The organism is Kitasatospora sp. NPDC001261 (genome assembly GCF_042896795.1).
Classification (GTDB): Bacteria; Actinomycetota; Actinomycetes; order Streptomycetales; family Streptomycetaceae; genus Kitasatospora.
Window position 1 is genome coordinate 152,837 of sequence record NZ_JBIAXP010000023.1, and the last position, 19,530, is coordinate 172,366.

18 protein-coding genes and 1 riboswitch are annotated in these 19,530 nt (G+C 74.0%); of the genes, 6 read left to right on the forward strand and 12 right to left on the reverse strand.

Annotated features, from left to right (window positions below; genetic code table 11):
• Positions 1 to 159 precede the first annotated feature (159 nt).
• Positions 160 to 2,661 carry a helicase-associated domain-containing protein gene (locus ACFY4B_RS28955; RefSeq protein WP_387972757.1) on the forward strand — a complete coding sequence of 834 codons (2,502 nt, stop codon included), beginning with the start codon at positions 160 to 162 and terminating at the stop codon, positions 2,659 to 2,661.
• Positions 2,662 to 2,682: 21 nt separating this feature from the next.
• Here ACFY4B_RS28955 and ACFY4B_RS28960 read toward each other — a convergent pair whose 3' ends face one another.
• Complete coding sequence (locus ACFY4B_RS28960) at positions 2,683 to 2,937, reverse strand: hypothetical protein (protein WP_049652328.1); 255 nt, start codon at positions 2,935 to 2,937, stop codon at positions 2,683 to 2,685.
• A gap of 124 nt (positions 2,938 to 3,061) precedes the next feature.
• Between ACFY4B_RS28960 and ACFY4B_RS28965 the strand changes: the two genes are divergently transcribed.
• A complete protein-coding gene (locus tag ACFY4B_RS28965; RefSeq protein ID WP_387972760.1) occupies positions 3,062 to 4,699 on the forward strand; it encodes a DNA repair helicase XPB in 1,638 nt (545 codons plus the stop codon).
• A gap of 39 nt (positions 4,700 to 4,738) precedes the next feature.
• On the opposite strand, the gene ACFY4B_RS28970 is transcribed toward ACFY4B_RS28965, so the two are convergent.
• Positions 4,739 to 4,900 (reverse strand): hypothetical protein, encoded by a 162-nt coding sequence (locus ACFY4B_RS28970; RefSeq protein ID WP_158077777.1) that lies wholly within the window; start codon positions 4,898 to 4,900, stop codon positions 4,739 to 4,741.
• 415 nt (positions 4,901 to 5,315) lie between these two features.
• Here ACFY4B_RS28970 and ACFY4B_RS28975 point away from each other — a divergent pair, with 415 nt between their 5' ends.
• On the forward strand, positions 5,316 to 7,343 hold the full coding sequence (locus tag ACFY4B_RS28975; RefSeq protein ID WP_387972785.1) for a HelD family protein: 2,028 nt from the start codon (positions 5,316 to 5,318) through the stop codon (positions 7,341 to 7,343).
• A 65-nt stretch (positions 7,344 to 7,408) separates the two neighbouring features.
• On the opposite strand, the gene ACFY4B_RS28980 is transcribed toward ACFY4B_RS28975, so the two are convergent.
• From ACFY4B_RS28980 to ACFY4B_RS28990, 3 genes are all read right to left on the reverse strand, one after another.
• A complete protein-coding gene (locus tag ACFY4B_RS28980) occupies positions 7,409 to 8,095 on the reverse strand; it encodes a copper homeostasis protein CutC (RefSeq protein ID WP_049652332.1) in 687 nt (228 codons plus the stop codon).
• An 87-nt stretch (positions 8,096 to 8,182) separates the two neighbouring features.
• Positions 8,183 to 9,157 (reverse strand): hypothetical protein, encoded by a 975-nt coding sequence (locus tag ACFY4B_RS28985; RefSeq protein WP_387972763.1) that lies wholly within the window; start codon positions 9,155 to 9,157, stop codon positions 8,183 to 8,185.
• Entirely contained in the window at positions 9,154 to 9,537 is a 384-nt protein-coding gene (locus ACFY4B_RS28990; RefSeq protein ID WP_074005448.1) for a PadR family transcriptional regulator, read from the reverse strand. The genes ACFY4B_RS28985 and ACFY4B_RS28990 overlap by 4 nt, the downstream gene beginning before the upstream one ends.
• A 78-nt stretch (positions 9,538 to 9,615) precedes the next feature.
• Here ACFY4B_RS28990 and ACFY4B_RS28995 point away from each other — a divergent pair, with 78 nt between their 5' ends.
• Entirely contained in the window at positions 9,616 to 10,326 is a 711-nt protein-coding gene (locus tag ACFY4B_RS28995) for a hypothetical protein (protein WP_387972766.1), read from the forward strand.
• 6 nt (positions 10,327 to 10,332) lie between these two features.
• On the opposite strand, the gene ACFY4B_RS29000 is transcribed toward ACFY4B_RS28995, so the two are convergent.
• The 6 genes from ACFY4B_RS29000 to thrC all read right to left on the reverse strand — a co-directional run bounded on the left by ACFY4B_RS29000 (position 10,333) and on the right by thrC (position 15,618).
• Positions 10,333 to 10,506: a hypothetical protein gene (locus tag ACFY4B_RS29000; RefSeq protein ID WP_181970643.1), complete on the reverse strand. Its 174-nt coding sequence runs from the start codon at positions 10,504 to 10,506 to the stop codon at positions 10,333 to 10,335.
• Positions 10,507 to 10,805: 299 nt separating this feature from the next.
• Complete coding sequence (locus tag ACFY4B_RS29005) at positions 10,806 to 11,162, reverse strand: hypothetical protein (protein WP_049652339.1); 357 nt, start codon at positions 11,160 to 11,162, stop codon at positions 10,806 to 10,808.
• 160 nt (positions 11,163 to 11,322) lie between these two features.
• Complete coding sequence (gene groL, locus ACFY4B_RS29010) at positions 11,323 to 12,945, reverse strand: chaperonin GroEL (RefSeq protein WP_049652341.1); 1,623 nt, start codon at positions 12,943 to 12,945, stop codon at positions 11,323 to 11,325.
• A 336-nt stretch (positions 12,946 to 13,281) separates the two neighbouring features.
• Positions 13,282 to 13,485: a cold-shock protein gene (locus tag ACFY4B_RS29015; protein WP_030289665.1), complete on the reverse strand. Its 204-nt coding sequence runs from the start codon at positions 13,483 to 13,485 to the stop codon at positions 13,282 to 13,284.
• A 538-nt stretch (positions 13,486 to 14,023) separates the two neighbouring features.
• Positions 14,024 to 14,302: a MoaD/ThiS family protein gene (locus ACFY4B_RS29020; protein ID WP_049652344.1), complete on the reverse strand. Its 279-nt coding sequence runs from the start codon at positions 14,300 to 14,302 to the stop codon at positions 14,024 to 14,026.
• A gap of 35 nt (positions 14,303 to 14,337) precedes the next feature.
• The gene (gene thrC / locus ACFY4B_RS29025) at positions 14,338 to 15,618 is read right to left on the reverse strand and encodes a threonine synthase (protein ID WP_074005446.1); all 1,281 of its coding nucleotides are present in this window, start codon (positions 15,616 to 15,618) and stop codon (positions 14,338 to 14,340) included.
• 16 nt (positions 15,619 to 15,634) lie between these two features.
• A riboswitch (SAM riboswitch) is annotated at positions 15,635 to 15,771 on the reverse strand.
• Between the two features lie 111 nt (positions 15,772 to 15,882).
• Between thrC and ACFY4B_RS29030 the strand changes: the two genes are divergently transcribed.
• On the forward strand, positions 15,883 to 16,920 hold the full coding sequence (locus tag ACFY4B_RS29030; RefSeq protein WP_074005445.1) for a glucosyl-3-phosphoglycerate synthase: 1,038 nt from the start codon (positions 15,883 to 15,885) through the stop codon (positions 16,918 to 16,920).
• Positions 16,921 to 16,980: 60 nt separating this feature from the next.
• Positions 16,981 to 18,447, forward strand: a complete 1,467-nt coding sequence (locus tag ACFY4B_RS29035; protein WP_387972769.1) for a trehalose-6-phosphate synthase — start codon at positions 16,981 to 16,983, stop codon at positions 18,445 to 18,447.
• Here the strand turns inward: ACFY4B_RS29035 and otsB are convergent.
• Positions 18,434 to 19,273: a trehalose-phosphatase gene (gene otsB / locus ACFY4B_RS29040; RefSeq protein WP_387972772.1), complete on the reverse strand. Its 840-nt coding sequence runs from the start codon at positions 19,271 to 19,273 to the stop codon at positions 18,434 to 18,436. The two genes, ACFY4B_RS29035 and otsB, sit on opposite strands and share 14 nt — an antisense overlap.
• Between the last annotated feature and the right edge of the window lie 257 nt (positions 19,274 to 19,530).

A 19,530-nucleotide genomic window follows, 5' to 3' on the forward strand; every position in this document is an offset into this window, starting at 1 on the left:
CGCCTCGCCCGTACCGGCCGCCCACCGAACCGCCCTCGGCGTGACGCTACCCACCCCGCCCCCGCCCGCGCGAGTCCGTCCGCCGGTACGGCGGAGCGCCGGAGGTGCGCCCGGACGACGGACACCCCGTCGTCCCCGCGCCCGACTAACCTAGGTCGAATGACCACACAGCAGGGCCCTCAACGCCGGGGCAGGTCCGCCACCGGCCCGCGCACCCTCGCCGAGGAGTTGCGCGCCCGTCCCGACGACGCGCTCGCCGCCCTGCTCCGCTCCCGCCCCGACCTGCTGAACCCCGTCCCCGGCGACCTCACCCAGCTGTCCGCCCGGCTCTCCTCGCGCGCCTCCGCGCTGCGCGCCCTGGAGCGGCTCGACCGCTTCACCCTCCAGGTCGCCGAGGCCCTGGCCACCGCCCCGGACGGCACCTCGCTGAGCACCGTCCGCACCCTGCTGACCGGCCCGGCGAAGGTCAAGCCGCACCCCGGCGCCACCCCGCTCACCCCCGCCGACCGGTCCGCCGTCGCCACCGCCCTGCCGCGCGCGCTCGCCACCCTGCGCGACCGGGCGCTGCTCTGGGGCCCGGACAACGGGCTGCGGCTGGTCCTCGCCGTCCGCGAGGCGCTCGCCCCGACCGCCGTCAACCCGGGCCGCACCGGCCTCGGCCCCACCCTCGCCGACGCCACCGTCGGCATGTCCCCGGCCCGGCTGCAGCAGCTGCTCGCCTCGGCCGGGGAGCCCGGTACCCCGGACCCGGTCAGCGCCGTCGCCGCGCTCACCGCGCTGCTCACCGACCGCGCCCGCTGCGCCGCACTGCTCGACACCGCGCCCGAGGCCGCGCTGCGGCTGCTGGAGCGGCTGGTCTGGGGCCCGCCCACCGGCACCGTCCCGGACGCCACCCGCCCGGTCACCGCCGAGGACGCGCAGAGCCCCGTCGAGTGGCTGCTCGCCCGCGGCCTGCTGCTGCCCAGCAGCCCCGGCAGCGTCGTGCTGCCCCGCGAGCTGGCCCTGCACCTGCGCGGCGGCCGCACCCACCGCACCGTCGAACCGGTCCAGCCCGAGCCCGCGCCCGCCGCCGCCCCGCGCGACCCGCAGGCCGTGGACGCCGCCGCGGCCGGCCAGGCGCACACCGCCGTCAAGACCGTCGAGGAGCTGCTGGACGGCTGGGGCCTCACCCCGCCGCTGACCCTGCGCGCCGGCGGCCTCGGCGTCCGCGACCTCAAGCGCACCGCCCAGGCCCTGGAGAACACCGAGCAGCAGACCGCCTTCTGGCTCGAACTCGCCTACACCGCAGGCCTGCTGGCCCCCGACGGCGAGGTGGACGAACGCTGGGCCCCCACCCCGGGGTACGACACCTGGCTGCACCTGGACACCGCCGAGCGCTGGTCCGTCCTGGCCGGCGCCTGGCTCGCCGCCACCCGCGTCCCCGCCCTCACCGGCACCCCGGACGGCCGGGGCAAGCCGCGCGCCGCCCTCGGCCCCGAACTCGACCGCACCCTCGCCCCGTCCGTCCGCCGCGCCACCCTCGCCCTGCTCGCCGAACTGCCGCCCGGCACCCCGGCCACCGCCGAGGAACTGCTCCCCGCCCTGCGCTGGCAGCGCCCGCTGCGCGGCGGCCCCGTCGGCCCGGACGGCCGCGACCTGCGCGACGAGCTCACCGCCTGGACCCTCGACGAGGCCGAACTCCTCGGCATCACCGGCCGCGGCGCCCTGGCCGCCCCCGCCCGCGCCCTGCTCACCGCCGAGTCCGACCCGGCCGAGGTGCTCGCCCCGCTGCTCCCGCAGCCGCTGGACCACGTGATCCTCCAGCCGGACCTCACCGCGATCGCCCCCGGCCCGCTGCTCACCCCGCTCGCCCAGGCCCTCGCCCTGTGCGCCGACATCGAGTCCAAGGGCGGCGCCACCGTCTACCGCTTCACCCCGGCCTCGGTGCGCCGCGCCCTCGACGCCGGCCGCACCGCCACCGACCTGCGGGCCTTCCTGGAACAGCACAGCCGTACGCCCGTCCCGCAGCCGCTCGCGTACCTGGTCGACGACGTCGCCCGCAGGCACGGCGTCCTGCGGGTCGGCGCCGCCTCCTCCTACCTGCGCTGCGACGACCCGTCGCTGCTCGGCGAGGTCCTCGCCGACCGCCGCTCCGCCGACCTGCGGCTGCGGCTGCTCGCCCCCACCGTCCTCGCCTCCCAGGCCGCCCCGGACGTCCTGCTCGCCGCCCTGCGCACCATGGGCTACGCCCCGGCCGCCGAGTCCGCCGAGGGAGACGTGCTGATCACCCGCCCGGACAGCCGCCGCACCCCGCCCCGGACGGCCCCCGTGCCCGTCCCCGACGGACCGCCCGCCCCCGACGACACCCTGCTCGCGGCCGCCATCAAGGCCATCCGGGCCGGTGACCGCGCCGCCACCGCCACCCGCCGCGACCCCGCCCCCGACCCGCGCCGGCTCCCCCGCACCGCCGCCGCCGAGACCCTGGCCGCCCTCCAGACGGCCGTCCTGCTCGGCGAGCGCATGTGGATCGGCTACCTCAACGCCGAGGGCATCGCCAGCCAGCGCATCATCGACCCGGTCAAGGTCGAAGGCGGCTTCGTCACCGCCTTCGACCACCACGCCGACGAACTCCGCACCTTCGCCCTGCACCGCATCACCGGCGTCGCGGAACTCGACGAGTGACCCCGGGGAGGCCGGGGGCCTTCAGTGCCCCTGCTGCGCCTCCTTCATCTTGTCCTGGACGGCCTTGTCCGCCAGGCTGCCGATCTGCCCCTGCCCGACCGGCATCGACCCCCCGGTGACGGTGTCCGCCAGCAGGAACCCGGGCGCCGCGAGCAGGCCGCCGGGCCCCTCGCCGATGCCCGCGAGGGCGTGGGCCGAGCCGGCCGAGGAGGCGGTGGCCGCGAAGGCCGAGCCCATCAGGGCGAGGGCGGTGAGAACACGCTTCGACTTCTTCATGACCAGCTCAACGAGCGAGTACGGACGGTGGTCACTCCGGGCGGCTCCCGCGCACCGCCCGCGATGCGCGACACTGGAGGGTCTGCGTCAATCCACCCTGTCAGCCAGTGGAGGGCTTCCCCGCGTGAACGACGGACCGCTCATCGTCCAGAGCGACAAAACTCTTCTCCTGGAGATCGACCACCCCAGGGCCTCCGACTGCCGTCGCGCCATCGCGCCGTTCGCCGAGCTGGAGCGGGCGCCCGAGCACGTGCACACGTACCGGGTGACGCCGCTCGGGCTGTGGAACGCGCGGGCGGCCGGGCACGACGCCGAGCAGGTGGTGGACGCCCTGGTGACGTACTCGCGCTACCCGGTGCCGCACGCGCTGCTGGTGGACGTGGCGGACACCATGGGCCGGTACGGGCGGCTCCGGCTGCTCAAGCACCCGACCCACGGGCTGGTGCTCACCACCACCGACCGGCCGGTGCTGGAGGAGGTGCTGCGCTCCAAGAAGGTCGTCCCGCTGGTCGGCGCCCGGGTCGACCCGGACACCGTGGTGGTGCACCCCTCCGAGCGCGGGCAGATCAAGCAGGTGCTGCTCAAACTCGGCTGGCCCGCCGAGGACTTCGCCGGGTACGTGGACGGCGAGGCGCACCCGATCGACCTGGACGAGGACGGCTGGCAGCTGCGCCCGTACCAGGCGCAGGCCGTCGAGGGCTTCTGGCACGGCGGCTCGGGCGTGGTCGTGCTGCCCTGCGGCGCCGGCAAGACGCTGGTCGGCGCGGCCGCGATGGCGCACGCCAAGTCGACCACGCTGATCCTGGTCACCAACACCGTCTCGGCCCGCCAGTGGAAGCACGAGCTGGTCAAGCGCACCTCGCTCACCGAGGACGAGATCGGCGAGTACAGCGGGACGAAGAAGGAGATCCGCCCGGTCACCATCGCCACCTACCAGGTGATGACGACCAAGCGGAAGGGCGTCTACGCCCACCTGGAGCTGTTCGACGCCCGCAACTGGGGCCTGGTGGTCTACGACGAGGTGCACCTGCTGCCCGCGCCGGTGTTCAAGTTCACCGCCGACCTCCAGGCCCGCCGCCGGCTCGGCCTGACCGCGACGCTGGTGCGCGAGGACGGCCGCGAGGGCGACGTGTTCAGCCTGATCGGCCCCAAGCGCTTCGACGCGCCGTGGAAGGAGATCGAGGCGCAGGGCTACATCGCGCCCGCCGACTGCTGCGAGGTGCGGGTCACCCTGACCGACTCCGAGCGGCTCGCCTACGCGACCGCCGAGCCGGAGGAGCGCTACCGCTACTGCGCCACCACGGCGACCAAGCGGCGGGTGGTGGAGGCGCTGGTCAGGAAGCACGAGAAGGACCAGACGCTGATCATCGGCCAGTACATCGACCAGCTGGACGAGCTCGGCGAGGCCCTGGACGCCCCGGTGATCAAGGGCGAGACCAGCAACACCCAGCGCGAGAAGCTCTTCGAGGCCTTCCGGAACAAGGAGATCGGCGTCCTGGTGGTCTCCAAGGTCGCGAACTTCTCGATCGACCTGCCCGAGGCCACCGTGGCCATCCAGGTCTCCGGGACCTTCGGCTCCCGCCAGGAGGAGGCCCAGCGCCTCGGCCGGGTGCTGCGCCCCAAGGCGGACGGCCACTCGGCCCACTTCTACTCGGTGGTCGCCCGGGACACCGTGGACCAGGACTTCGCCGCCCACCGGCAGCGCTTCCTGGCCGAGCAGGGCTACGCGTACCGGATCATGGACGCGGACGACGTGCTGTGACGCACGGGCGGTAGGCCGTTCCGGGAACGGACACGGCCTTCAGTACCGGACACCGTCGCGCCCGAGGAAGATCACGCGCGCGGCGGTGTCCAGGGCGATGCCGACGTTGCGGACGGCGGTGCTCAGCGGGTTGCGGTGGCGCCCGGAGACGGCGGTGGCGCCGGACGGGCCGGGTCGGGGGGTTCGGTTCGTGGTGCTCATGTCTTCAACGGTAGGCACCCGACCGGCGGTCGGCATCACTCCAAAGGCCGTATCCGCAGGTGCGCGGCTCGTCCGCCGGGTGTACGGCGGCCCCCGAGGCCGGGGTAGGGCGAACCCCGAGGCCGGTACGGCCGGAACCCCGGGACCCGCACGGCTGGCCCCCAGGGGCGGACGGGTCTAAGATCGTCCGTCTGCCCCCTCCCGAACCGTGGTACCTGCTGAAGTCCCGCAGGCAGCCGGGGGAGGTACCGACCGTTCGGCAACCGGTCGGCCGTACCCACCGTGAGCTCCTACGATCCGCTGCGCCCGCCACCGGGGGCAGCCGGGAAGGTTCGCTGTGCCCGCCACCTCCACCACCGACCCCCTCCAGCGCGAACGCGACCACCTGGCCGCCTCCCGGGCCGCGCTGCGCGCGATGCGCGAGGACGTCGAGTCGCTCGACATCCGCGACGTGACCGGCACCTGGGTCACCGCCCTCGTGCTCCAGAACCAGATCGAGGCCAGGATCGCCGCCCTGGCCGACCTCTCGCACACCCCGCTGTTCTTCGGCCGCCTCGACTACCTGCACGCGATCAGCGAGGAGCTGAGCGAGGGCAGCGGCGGCGAGAGCTTCTACATCGGCCGCCGGCACGTCCACGACGCCGACGGCGACCCGATGGTGATCGACTGGCGCGCGCCGGTCTCCCAGCCGTTCTACCGGGCCAGCCGCACCGACCCGATGGACGTCGACCGCCGCCGCCGCTTCGGCTACACCGGCGGCGAGCTGACCGCCTACGAGGACGAGCACCTCAGCGACCCGGCCGAGACCGATTCCGCCTCCGCCCTGCTGGCCGCCGAGATCGAGAAGCCCCGCGTCGGCCCGATGCGCGACATCGTCGCCACCATCCAGCCCGAGCAGGACGAGATCGTCCGCTCGGACATCACGGGCACCATCTGCGTCCAGGGGGCGCCCGGCACCGGGAAGACCGCCGTCGGCCTGCACCGCGTCGCGTACCTGCTGTACGCCCACCGCGAGCGCCTGGCCCGGACCGGCACCCTGGTGATCGGGCCGAACAACGCCTTCCTCTCCTACATCGAGCAGGTGCTCCCGGCCCTCGGCGAGCTGGAGGTCGCCCAGGCCACCGTGCAGCAGCTGGTCGGGCACGTCGAGGTGAGGGGCGAGGACGACCCGGAGGCGGCCCGGCTGAAGGGCGACGCCCGGATGGCCGAGGTGCTGCGCCGGGCGGTGCGGTCGGGCATCGCGCTGCCCACCGAGCCCTGCGTGGTGGTCCGCGGCTCCCGCCGCTGGCGCGTACCGGTGTACGAACTGGTCGAGATCATCGAGGAGTTGAAGGGCCGCGAGACCCGCTACGGCGCGGCCAGGGACGCCCTGCCGCAGCGCATCGCGCACGCCGTGCTGCTGAAGATGGAGCAGGGCGGCGAGGCCCCGGACGACCGGGTGCAGGACGCGGTGGCCCGCAACAGCGCCGTCAAGGCGGTGGTCAAGGAGTGCTGGCCGGCCGTCGACCCGGCGAAGCTGGTCCTGCGGCTGCTCTCCGAGCCGGAGTTCCTGGCCGCCTGTGCCGAGGGCGTGCTGACGCCCGAGGAGCAGCGGGCGGTGCTGTGGCCCAAGCCCGGCCGCTCGGTGAAGACCGCCCGCTGGACGGCGGCCGACGCCGTCTTGGTCGACGAGGCCACCGACCTGGTGCAGCGCACCCCCTCGCTCGGGCACGTGGTGCTGGACGAGGCCCAGGACCTCTCCCCGATGCAGTACCGCGCGGTCGGCCGCCGCTGCACCACCGGATCGGCGACCGTCCTCGGCGACCTCGCCCAGGGCACCACCCCGTGGGCGACGGCGAGTTGGCCGGAGGCGCTGCGCCACCTGGGCAAGCCGCAGGCGCACATCGAGGAGCTGACCAAGGGCTTCCGGGTGCCGGAGGAGGTCATCGCGTACGCCTCCCGGCTGCTCCCGGCGATCGCCCCCGGCCTGGCCCCGGCCTCCTCGGTCCGTGAGGCGCCCGGTTCGCTGACGATCCGCCGGATCGCGGACGGCGCCGCGGAGGGCGACACGGACGCGGACACGGACGGCGGCACGACCGGCGACGCGGACGGCACGGAGGCGGTCCTGGCCGCCTGCCGGGAGGCGCTGGAGCACGAGGGCTCGACCGGCCTGATCGCCGCCGACGCCCGTGTCCCGCGGCTCGCCGAGGCGCTGACCGCGGCCGGCCTGCCGTACCTCTCCCCCGGCGACGAGACCAGCGCGGAGGCCCGGCTCACCCTCGTCCCGGCCTCGCTGGCCAAGGGTCTGGAGTACGACTACGTGGTGCTGGACGAGCCGGCCGCGGTGGTCGCCGGGGAGCCGGACGAGCGGACCGGCCTGCGGCGGCTGTACGTGGCGCTGACCCGTGCCGTCTCCGGGCTGACGGTGCTGCACCGCGAGCCGCTGCCGGAGCAGCTGCGGTAGCGCGCGGAAGGGCCGGTCCGCGGACCGGCCCTTCCGTACGAACGCCCGCACCGGCGCACCCGCGCTCAGGCGTCGATCAGCGCCCGCCACTCGGCGACCTTGGCCGCGTCCACCGGCGTCCGCCAGCCGTCGACCCGCACCGCGCCGCCGACGTGGAAGGCGTCGAAGCCCTCCGCCCGCAGCTCCTTCAGGTGCTCGGCCCGCAGGCCGCCGCCGATCAGGATCCGCTGCCGGTACCCGGGCTCGCCGGCCCGGGCCAGCTCGGCCGACAGCACCTCGCGCCCGGCGTCCACCCCGGCGGCCGCGCCGGAGGTGAGGAAGGTGTCCAGGCCGGGCAGCCCGCCGACGGCGGCCCGCAGGGCGGCCCGGTCGGCGCTGTGGTCGATCGCCCGGTGGAAGGTCCAGCGGCAGCCGGCGATCGCCTCGGCGACGGCCGTGGTGGCGGCCAGGTCGACGGCGCCGTCGGCGTCGAGGAAGCCGAGCACGAACTCCTCGGCCCCCTCGGCCCGCAGCGCGGCGGCCCGGGCGCACAGCCCGTCCACGTCGCCGGGGGCGAAGCCGTCCCGGATCCGCAGCATGACCCGCAGCGGGATGCCGACGGCGGCCCGGATCCGGCCGAAGTCCTCGACGGACGGGGTAAGCCCGTCGGCGGCCATGTCGGTGACCAGTTCGAGCCGGTCGGCGCCGCCCGACTCGGCGGCCTGGGCGTCCTGGGGCGTCAGCGCGATGACTTCGAAAATTGGTCTAGACATATTCGACAGCCTGCCACATCGGACCGCCCCCGGAAACTCCCAGGGGGCCGTTCCGGTCACGCCGGAACGGCCCCCCGAACCCCCCGGTCACGCCGGACCGTGGACCGCCCCGATCGCACCGGACGCCCCGACCACCTCCGGCCGGCCGAACCGGTGCACCGCCACCGCCACCAGCACCAGCGCGGCCACCGACGGCCCCACCGCCGGCAGCAGCTGCGAGACCCCGCCGGACCCGCGCCAGATGTTGAACAGACAGCCCGGCCCGGCCAGCACCAGCGCCGCCACCCCCGCCGCCGTCGGCGCCACCCGCCCGCGCAGCCCGGCGAAGGTCAGCAGCAGCGGAACGACCAGCATCACCACGAACCACACCAGGTCCAGCGGGAAGGTGGTGTCGTCCCAGCTCTGGGCCGCCTCCAGCAGCCCGCCCACGGCCCCCGACGCCAGCACCAGGCCGGCCGTGCGCAGGCCCGGCCGGGGCAGCAGGTCCGTCGGCGCCGCCGCCAGCAGCAGCGCGGCCAGCACCAGCGGCAGCGTGGCCATCGCGATGTAGCCGCTCCACCACAGGTCGAAGGAGGAGGACCAGACGGCGTCCGCCAGGTTGTAGAGCCCCACCGCCCCCAGGACCAGCGCGCTGCCCCGCACCGCCGCCCAGCGCCCCAGCAGCCCCGCCACCAGGAGCAGCACGGCGGCCACCGGCGGGCAGAACGACGAGAAGTAGGCGCCGTACGAGTCGTCCCAGGAGAGCAGGTTGGCGATCCGGTGCGCGGTGGTCAGCCAGGCCACCAGCGTGGCGCCGGCCACCGCCCCGGCGAGCATCGGCGCGACCACCGCGAGCAGCCGCCCGGCCGCCGTGGCGCCGGTCAGCCCGAGCCGCACCCGCAGCCCGTACACCGCCAGGCCGAGGACCTCCCGGGCGACCGCGAGCCGGCCGCCCGCCGCCGTCGTGTCGGCGAACACCTCGGCCAGCTCCTCGCCGCGCTCGCGGCGGTACGGCTCCGGGTAGAGCTGGAGCGCGGCCCGCAGCACCGCCGAGGGCCCCGCGCCGATCACCGGTGTGGTCATGAGAGGCCTCCCCCCGCCGCGGGCCGCCCCTGCGACCCGGTCTTGCCCGGCAGCATCGACCGGATCCTGGTCAGCCGGCGCTCGGCCTCGGTGGCGACCGCCCGCAGCCGCTCCGCCTCGGCGGCCAGCGCCTCCCGGCCGGCGGCGGTCAGCGCGTAGCTGCGCCGGGCGCGGCCGTCCACCACCTCCTCGGCGGCGACCTCGATCAGGCCCTGGCCCAGCAGCCGGTCGAGCGCCCCGTAGAGCGTGCCGGTGCGCATCTTGACCCGGCCGTCGGAGATCGCGGCGATCTCCTGGATGAGCGCGTAGCCGTGCCGCGGGGCGTCGGCCAGCGCGGTGAGCAGCAGCAGCGTGGGCTCCTGCATGGAGCGTTCTGTCATACGACTACATATATCGTCAACCTACCTATAGGTCCAGCGCCCACTCCCCCGGGTCCGGCACCCGGCCGGGCCGCCACAATGGTCGCCATGCCGACCACCGAGGACGCCCCGCCCGCCGAGGAACCGCTCACCGACGCGCCCGCCGAGGGCCCGCTCGCCGACCCGCCCACCGACGACCTGCTCGCCGCCTGGACCGCCCTGCTGCACCGCTGCGGGGCCGCCGTCGACCCCGAGCCGTACGGCCGGGAGCTGCTGCGCCGCTGGTCGGAGCCGCAGCGCCGCTACCACACCGCCGCACACCTGCGCGCGGTGCTGGGCCTGGTCGACGAGCTGGCCGGGCACGCCGCCGACCCGGAGGCCGTCCGCCTCGCGGCCTGGTTCCACGACGCCGTCTACCGCCCCGACCGCACCGAGAACGAGGAGCGCAGCGCCGCCCTGGCCGTCCGCGCGCTGACCGCCGCCGGACTGCCCGCCGAGCGGGTCGCCGAGGTCGAGCGCCTCGTGCTGCTCACCGTCGGCCACGACCCCGCCCCCGGCGACCGCGACGGCGAGGTGCTCTGCGACGCGGACCTCGCCGTCCTCGGCGGCTCCCCCGGGGCGTACGCGGCGTACGCGGCCGCGGTCCGCGAGGAGTACGGCTTCGTCCCCGCGCCGGACTTCGCGGCCGGCCGGGCCGCCGTCCTGCGCCACCTGCTCGCCCTGCCGGACCTCTACCGCACCCCGGCCGCCCGCGAGCGCTTCACCGCGGCCGCCCGCGCCAACCTGACCGCGGAGCTCGGCACCCTCTGAGGCCCGTCAGCCCCACCGCCCGCGCACCCGGTCCGCGGCGGCCACTCCCCCCGTCACGGCCAGGACCCGCCCGGCCACGGCCCACCACGCGTCGTGGCCGGCCCCCGCCGCCTCCAGCACGGCCCACCACAGCCCGAGCCCGCAGCACCCGCCCGCCACACCCCACACCCAGCGCCTCATCCGCGCACCGTACCCACCCGCGCACCACCCCCGGAAGGCACCCCCGGCCCCGAGCCGACCGGGCTAGGGCCTGTCTTCAAACTCCCGTCGTCCGCCCGGAGGGCGGGCGGGGCGGCGTTGGGGTGCGTGCATCGCAAGGCGGAGGAGGGAGCCACTGCGGTGGGGGCACCTCCCGGCCGAAGGCTGGGGGCCATTGGCGACCGACGACAACGCGGCGAGGTGCGCTTGTGCCCTGGGGGTACCTCCCGGCCGAAGGCTGGGGGAGCGTCGCCACGCAGACGCGAGTTTGAAGACAGGCCCTAGGCGAGCTTCCCCACCGGCGCCACCACCGCGCCCTGCTTGCCGCACACCCAGTGCGGCTCCGGCCCCAGCTCGGGCTCCACGCTCAGCGCGTGCGGGTCCCCGTCGGCCGCGCACCCGGTGCACAGCGGCCAGCGCCCGTACGCCTCCAGCAGCGCGTCCTGGACGTCCTGGGCGACCAGCCCGAGCACGTACTCGGTGCCGTCCGGCCACTGCTCCAGCCACCAGCGGCGGTGCGTCACGGCCTGCTCCACCAGCGAGACGACGGCGGCGTCCGCCACGTCCCGCGCGGTGAGGTCGGCCAGGATCAGTGCCCGCGCGTTGTGCAGGGCGGTCTCGATGTCGTCGGAAGCCATCCGTCCATTCTCCGTCCACCGGCCCGAACGCCGAAACGCCCGGACGTCCGAACGCCCGGGCCCCGGAGCTTCCGGACGCCGGAACGCCGTGTGGGCGGCCCCCCGAAGGGAGCCGCCCACACGGACGAGGAACCAGCCGATCCGATCGAAGCGATCAGGATCAGAAGTCCATGTCACCGCCCGGCATGCCGCCGCCGGCGGCCGCGGCGGCCTTCTCCGGCTTGTCGGCGATGACGGCCTCGGTGGTCAGGAACAGCGCCGCGATGGAGGCGGCGTTCTGCAGCGCGGAGCGGGTCACCTTGGCCGGGTCGATGATGCCCTCGGCGATCAGGTCGACGTAGGTGTTGGTGGCCGCGTTCAGGCCGTGACCGGCGGGGAGGTTGCGCACCTTCTCCACCACGACGCCACCCTCCAGGCCGGCGTTGGTCGCGATCTGCTTGATCGGGGCCTCCAGCGCGACCTTGACGATGTTGGCACCGGTGGCCTCGTCGCCCTCCAGCTCCAGCTTGTCGAAGGCGACACCGGCCTGCAGCAGGGCGACGCCACCACCGGCGACGATGCCCTCCTCGACGGCGGCCTTGGCGTTGCGGACGGCGTCCTCGATGCGGTGCTTGCGCTCCTTGAGCTCCACCTCGGTGGCCGCGCCGGCCTTGATGACGGCCACGCCGCCGGCCAGCTTGGCGAGGCGCTCCTGGAGCTTCTCGCGGTCGTAGTCCGAGTCGCTGTTCTCGATCTCGGCGCGGATCTGGTTCACGCGGCCCGCGACCTGCTCGCTGTCGCCGCCACCGTCGACGATGGTGGTCTCGTCCTTGGTGATGACCACCTTGCGGGCGGTGCCCAGCAGGTCGATGCCGGCGTTCTCCAGCTTGAGGCCGACCTCCTCGGAGATCACGGTGCCACCGGTGAGGATGGCGATGTCGCCGAGCATGGCCTTGCGGCGGTCGCCGAAGCCCGGGGCCTTGACGGCGACGGACTTGAAGGTGCCACGGATCTTGTTCACGACCAGGGTCGACAGGGCCTCGCCCTCGACGTCCTCGGCGATGATGACCAGCGGCTTGCCGCTCTGCATGACCTTCTCCAGCAGCGGGAGCAGGTCCTTGACCGAGCCGATCTTGGAGTTGGCGATGAGGATGTACGGGTCCTCGAACGTCGCCTCCATCCGCTCCAGGTCGGTGGCGAAGTAGGCGGAGATGTAGCCCTTGTCGAAGCGCATGCCCTCGGTGAGCTCGAGCTCCAGACCGAAGGTGTTGCTCTCCTCGACGGTGATGACGCCTTCCTTGCCGACCTTGTCCATGGCCTCGGCGATGAGCTCGCCGATCTGGGTGTCGGCGGCGGAGATGGAGGCGGTGGAGGCGATCTGCTCCTTGGTCTCCACGTCCTTGGCCTGGGCCAGCAGCTGGTCGGAGACGGCCGCGACGGCCTTCTCGATGCCGCGCTTCAGGGCCATCGGGTTGGCGCCGGCGGCGACGTTGCGCAGACCCTCGCGAACCAGGGCCTGGGCGAGCACGGTGGCGGTGGTGGTGCCGTCACCCGCGACGTCGTCCGTCTTCTTGGCGACCTCCTTGACGAGCTCCGCACCGATCTTCTCGTACGGGTCCTCGAGCTCGATCTCCTTGGCGATGGAGACACCGTCGTTGGTGATCGTGGGGGCGCCCCACTTCTTCTCCAGCACGACGTTGCGGCCCTTGGGGCCGAGCGTGACCTTCACGGCGTCGGCGAGCTGGTTCATGCCACGCTCAAGGCCGCGGCGAGCTTCCTCATCAAAGGCGATGATCTTGGCCATCTGAAGTGGTCCTCCGGGACACGGTCGACTGCTCGGACCAAGGGGTGCCCGCGACGGACGGCCCTGGTGTGCGGGGGTCCATTCCCCTACCGCTCCCGGGGGCCTCACCGACCCGGTCCGCTGTCACTCTCACGCTGTGAGTGCTAACGCCAATGATTAGCACTCCGGGTGGTCGAGTGCAAGCCCAATCGACGATCCGCGAGCCGTCGCCGGAGCCCCGGCGGAGCCGCGTCGGGGAACGCCGACGGGCCCGTACGACACGCGTCGCACGGGCCCGTCGAGAAGCGAGTGGTCACCAGCCGTAGGGCCGCGCCGAGCTCCTGGAGTCGGAAGGGGTCAGACCGCCGCGCGGACCATGTCCGCCTGCGGGCCCTTCTGTCCCTGGGAGATCTCGAACTCGACCCGCTGGCCCTCCTCGAGGGTGCGGTAGCCGTCCATCTGGATCGCGCTGTAGTGGACGAAGACGTCCGCACCACCGTCGACCGCGATGAAGCCGTAGCCCTTCTCCGCGTTGAACCACTTGACGGTGCCCTGAGCCATTCCGAACTCCCCTAGTGCTGTGCTGGCCCTTCACGTGCCCGCAGGTCGCGGGCCCGGGTTGGTTGAAGGCCGGCCCGGGGAACCCCCCCTGGGCGCAGCCGTGCACGCCGCAACCATCCGCGCGGAACGCCGGGCGGCCTCCGGTGAGCGGGTGATTGCGTCGACCGCCGCTGAATGTATCCGGATCGACGCCCTCTGCAACAGGGCCAACCGCCGGTAATTCCGCCAAGGCGTCAAGGGACAGGACGGATCGAATCGGAATAATCTCGGCATTCCACGCCGGACATAGCGGACGAATTACTCAAATGCCCGCGCGAATTCTGACATCTGCCTGACATGTTTCACGGTCCGCCCCCGACGGCCGGACGCCCCCGGGCCGAGCACTGCGGGGGCCGAAAGGGAAACCCTGTTCCCAGCCGAGCCACACTCTACTCCGACTCGACCCGGAAATATTCCCGCCGGAATGCGAGCGGTCGCCCGCGCATACGGAGAACGGATTTCCGTACGCGCGGGCGACCGCGGGTTCTGCTTTGTCGGCTCAGCAGCCGCCGGCCACCGCCGGGATGATCGAGACGCTGGCGCCGTCCTTGATCTCGGTCGCCAGACCCTCGGCGAAGCGCACGTCGTCGTCGTTCACGTAGACGTTCACGAAGCGGCGCAGCTTGCCCGTGTCGTCCAGGATGCGGGCCGCGATGCCCGCGTGGTTCTTCTCCAGGTCGGCGACGACCTCGGCCAGGGTGGCACCCTCGGCGGTCACCTCGGCGGCGCCGTCGGTGTAGGTGCGCAGGATGGTGGGGATGCGGACGGTGGCGCTCATGACTCTCCTAGCGGGGGCGGGGCCTATCGGGTGGTTCAGGCGGACACGAGACCGGCGGCGCGGAACGAGTCCAGCGTCGGGCGGATGACGGCGGTCATCCCGGAATCGGAGACGGCGTCCAGGGTCTTCAGCCCGTCGCCGGTGTTGATCGCGACGGTCTCCTTGGCCGGGTCCAGCTGCCCGGTCTCGACCAGCTTCTTCAGCACGCCGACGGTCACCCCGCCCGCGGTCTCGGCGAAGATCCCCTCGGTCCGCGCCAGCAGCCGGATCGCCGCCACGACCTCGGCATCCGTGACGTCCTCCACCGCGCCACCGGTACGGCGGGCGATGTCCAGCACGTACGGGCCGTCGGCCGGGTTGCCGATCGCCAGCGACTTGGCGATGGTGTCCGGCTTCACCGGCTTGATCACGTCCCGGCCGGCCTTGAACGCGGCCGACACCGGCGAGCAGCCCTCCGCCTGGGCGCCGAAGACCTTGTACGGCCGGTCCTCGACCAGGCCGAGCCTGATCAGCTCCTGGAGCCCCTTGTCGATCTTCGTCAGCTGCGAGCCCGAGGCGATCGGGATCACGATCTGCTCCGGCAGCCGCCAGCCGAGCTGCTCGCAGATCTCGTACGCCAGCGTCTTGGAGCCCTCGCCGTAGTACGGCCGCAGGTTCACGTTGACGAAGCCCCAGCCCTCGCCGGCCGGGTCGCCGATCAGCTCCGAGCAGAAGCGGTTCACGTCGTCGTAGTTGCCCTCGATGCCGACCAGCTCGCCGCCGTACACCCCGGCCATGACGACCTTGCCCTGCTCCAGGTCGTGCGGGATGAACACGCAGGACCGGAACCCGGCCCGGGCCGCCGCCGCACCCACCGCGCCGGCCAGGTTGCCGGTGGAGGAGCAGGACAGCGTGGTGTAGCCGAACGCCCGGGCCGCCTCGATCGCGCACGCGACCACCCGGTCCTTGAACGAGTGCGTCGGGTTCCCGGAGTCGTCCTTGACGTGCAGCTGGGCGGTGAAACCGAGCTCCCGGCCCAGGTTGTCCGCCTTCACCAGCGGGGTCCACCCCGGGTTCAGGTTCGGCTTGGACGCCACGTCGGCCGGCACCGGCAGCAGCGGCGCGTACCGCCAGATGGAGGCCGGACCGGCCTCGATCCGCTTGCGCAGCTCCTCGGCGCCCTCGCTGCCGAACTCGTAGGCGATCTCCAGCGGGCCGAAGCACTCCAGGCACGCGAAGCTGGGGCCGAGCGGGAAGCGGGTGCCGCACTCGCGACAGGACAGCGCGGCGGCCGGGCCGAGGTCGACGGAAACGGGTGCGGCAGTGTCGATAGCCATGATGGCGAGGCCTCTCTCCTCATCTTCCCCGTGGCGCGGTCGCGACACGGGACGGAATTGGCACCTGTCCCGCCGGGGCCTGTCGACAGACAGCCGCGCGAGAAGGTTGCCGGGACGTCAACGGGCCGTTCCCTCAGTCCCTCTGGATGAGCTTGTGAAATTGTGGTGGTGCTCAACGGAGACCCCGGCGTGCAAAGGTCCGACCGCTGTACGAAGACTGTATCCGAAGGCGTCAAACCTGAACGGGACCGTCCGCCAAGCGAGATGACCCGTCCCACCGACCTCGCCGAGGAGATCTCCGTGCCCGCCGAACCGACTCCCGCGCTCCTCCCGCAGGCGGCGTCCTGGCTGCGCCGCCGCTCCTGGAGCGCGGCCGACCGGCCGGTCCGCACCCTGCTCGACGCCAAGGAGCGCACCGGCCGCACGGTCAGCGTGGTCCTCCCCGCCCTGGACGAGGAGGCCACCGTCGGCGACATCGTCCGCACCATCCGCCGCGAGCTGATGGAACGCCTCCCGCTCGTCGACGAACTCGTCGTCGTCGACTCCGGCTCCACCGACGCCACCGCCGCCGTCGCCGCCGAGGCCGGCGCCCGGGTCGAGCACCGCGACGCCGTCCTGCCCCGGCTGCCCGCCGTCCCCGGCAAGGGCGAGGTGCTCTGGCGCTCGCTGCTGGTCACCCACGGCGACATCGTCTGCTTCGTCGACGCCGACCTGCGCGAGTTCGACCCGGCCTTCGTCTCCGGCATCGTCGGCCCGCTGCTCACCGACGAGTCCATCCAGCTGGTCAAGGCCATGTACGACCGCCCGCTGGAGTCGGAGGGCGCCGTCCTGCCCGCCGGCGGCGGGCGGGTCACCGAACTCGTCGCCCGCCCCCTGCTCAACCTCCACTGGCCGGAACTCGCCGGTTTCGTCCAGCCGCTCGGCGGCGAGTACGCGGCCCGCCGCTCACTGCTCGAACGGCTGCCCTTCCCCACCGGCTACGGCGTCGAACTCGGCCTGCTGGTCGACGCCCTGGAGCTGGCCGGCCTGGACGCCCTCGCCCAGGTGGACGTCGGCGTCCGGCACCACCGCCACCAGGACGGCCAGGCCCTCGGCCGGATGGCCGCCACCATCTACCGGACCGCCCTGGAACGCCTCGACCGCACCCACCGCCTCAAGGCCTCCGCCGACCTCGTCCACCCCCACCTCACCCAGTTCACCCGCGACCCGGAAACCCGCGCCTTCACCGCCCACACCCACCCGGTGACCGCCCTCGAACGCCCCCCGATCCACACCCTCCCCGAGTACGCCGCCCGCCATTAGGGCCTCTCTTCGACGGGCCGCACGGGTTTGCCACGCCGACCCCACGGCAACATGCCAACCATGGGCGATCTCACGACCAACCGTTCGAGCGCGACCGGCACCGCCCCCGTCCTGGTGGCGTCCAACCGGGGACCGGTGTCCTTCAGCACCGCCGACGACGGCACGCTGACCCTGCGCCGCGGCGGCGGCGGCCTGGTCTCCGGCCTCTCCGCCATCGACGACCCGAACGCCGTCTGGGTCTGCGCCGCCCTCGACGACTCCGACCGCAGGGCCGCCGCCGAGGCACCCCACGGCCGCCTCGACCTGGCCGGCCACGAGGTCGGCGGCCAGGCCGTACGGATGCTGGACATCGACCCGCTGACCTTCGCCCGCGCCTACAACGGCGTCGCCAACTCCACCCTCTGGTTCGTCCACCACCTGCTCTACGCGACCCCCACCGCGCCCTCCTTCGACGCCGCCTTCCGCACCGAATGGGCCGCCTACCGGGCCTACAACGAGGCCTTCGCCGAAGCCCTCGCCGCCGAGGCCGCCCCGAACGCCGCCGTCCTCGTCCAGGACTACCACCTCTCCCTGGTCCCGGCCCTGCTCCGCGAAGCCCGCCCCGACCTGCGGATCGGCCACTTCTCGCACACCCCCTGGGCCCCGCCCGAGTACTACCGGATGCTGCCCGACGACGTCGCCCGGGCCGTCCTCACCGGCATCCTCGGTGCCGACCGGGCCGGCTTCCTGACCCAGCGCTGGGCCCGCGCCTTCGCCGCCTGCTGCGAGGACCTCCTCGGCGCGACCGTCGACCACGACGCGCTCACCGTCACCGTCGACGGCCGCACCACGCGCCTCGGCGTCCACGCCCTCGGCGCCGACGCCGACTTCCTGCGCGAGCGCGCCCACCGCCCCGACGTCGACGAACGCCTCGCCGCCCTCCGCGCGGCCGTCGGCGACCGCCGCACCATCGTCCGGGTCGACCGCACCGAGCTGAGCAAGAACATCGTCCGCGGCCTCCAGGCCTACCGGCACCTGCTCCGCACCCGCCCCGAGTGGCACGACCGGGTGGTGCACATCGCCTTCGCCTACCCGTCCCGCACCGACCTCGCCGAGTACCGCGCCTACACGGCCGCCGTCCAACGGCTGGCCGAGGAGATCGACGCCGAGTTCGCCACCCCCGCCTGGCAGCCCCTGATCCTCCACGTCGACGACGACTTCCCGCGCTCCCTCGCCGCCTACCGGCTGGCCGACGTCGCCCTGGTCAACCCCATCCGCGACGGCATGAACCTGGTCGCCAAGGAGGTCCCGGTGGTCTCCGACCACGGCTGCGCCCTCGTCCTCTCCCGCGAGGCCGGCGCCCACGCCGAACTCAAGGACGACGCCCTCACCGTCAACCCCTACGACGTCATCGCCACCGCCGAGGCCCTCCACGCCGGCCTCACCATGAGCCCGGAGGAGCGCGCCGACCGCACCAAGCGCCTGGCGGCGGCGGCCACCGCGCTCCCCCCGCAGCAGTGGTTCCTGGACCAGCTCAACGCGCTGTGAGCGCGTCCGCCAAGGCCCCCAACAGCTCCACCACGCCCTCCGGCCCGGCGACCACCAGGTCCGCCCGGTCGGCCAGCTCCCGCACCGGCGCGTCCCCCACCGCGCCGGCGCAGACCAGCACCCCGGCCACGCCCTCGCCGCGCAGCTCCTCCACCGCGGCGAAGGCCGCCACGTCCCCCAGGTCGTCCCCCGCGTAGAGCACCGACCGCGCCCCCCGCTCGCGCAGGAACCCGGTCAGCGCCGCCCCCTTGTCCACCCCCGGCGACCGCAGCTCCAGCACCAGCCGCCCGGGCTCCACCACCAGCCCGTACCCGGCCGCCAGCTCCCCCACCGGCGCCCGCAGCAGCTCCAACGCCTCCTCCGGCGCCGCCGTCCGCCGGGTGTGCACGGCCACCGACCGCCCCTTGTCCTCCACCCACGTCCCCTCGGGCGCCCCCACCCGCTCCAGCACCCCCGGCAGCACCGCCCGCACCCGCGCCACCCCCGGATGCACCTCCGGCGCCGAGAGCTCCCCGCCCTCCCACCGCTCGGCCCCGTAGTGCCCCAGCACCACCACCCCCGGCAGGTCCGCGAACCCCCCGTACTCCACCGCCACCCCGGCCGGCCGCCCCGTCACCACCACGACGCCCCCCACCACCGGCGCCAGCCGCCGCAACACCCCCACCACCCCCGGATGCGCCCGCGCCCGCCCCGGATCCGCCACGATCGGCGCCAGCGTCCCGTCGAAGTCCAACCCGATCACGGCATCCCCGGGCGCGCCCAGCACCGCCCGCACCCCGTCCCGCCCAGCCCCGGTCCCCGGCACGAACATCTCTTCAAAGCCCATACCGAAGCCCTACCCCGGAGCCCCCCACTCCGCACCCCGCCCACCCCGGAGCCCCCGCACCCCGGCCTCCCCCACCTCCCCACCAGGGCCACCTCCCCCAACCCCCACCCACCCGCCCCTCCCCCACCCACCGCAACCACCCACCCACCCCTCGATTCACCCGGCGAGAGGGACGCGCTGCGGGAGGGGGTGGCGCAGGGGGTGGCCGCGGAGAGGGGCGTGACGGGTGATTTTCAGACTGCCAACGGTCTGAACGC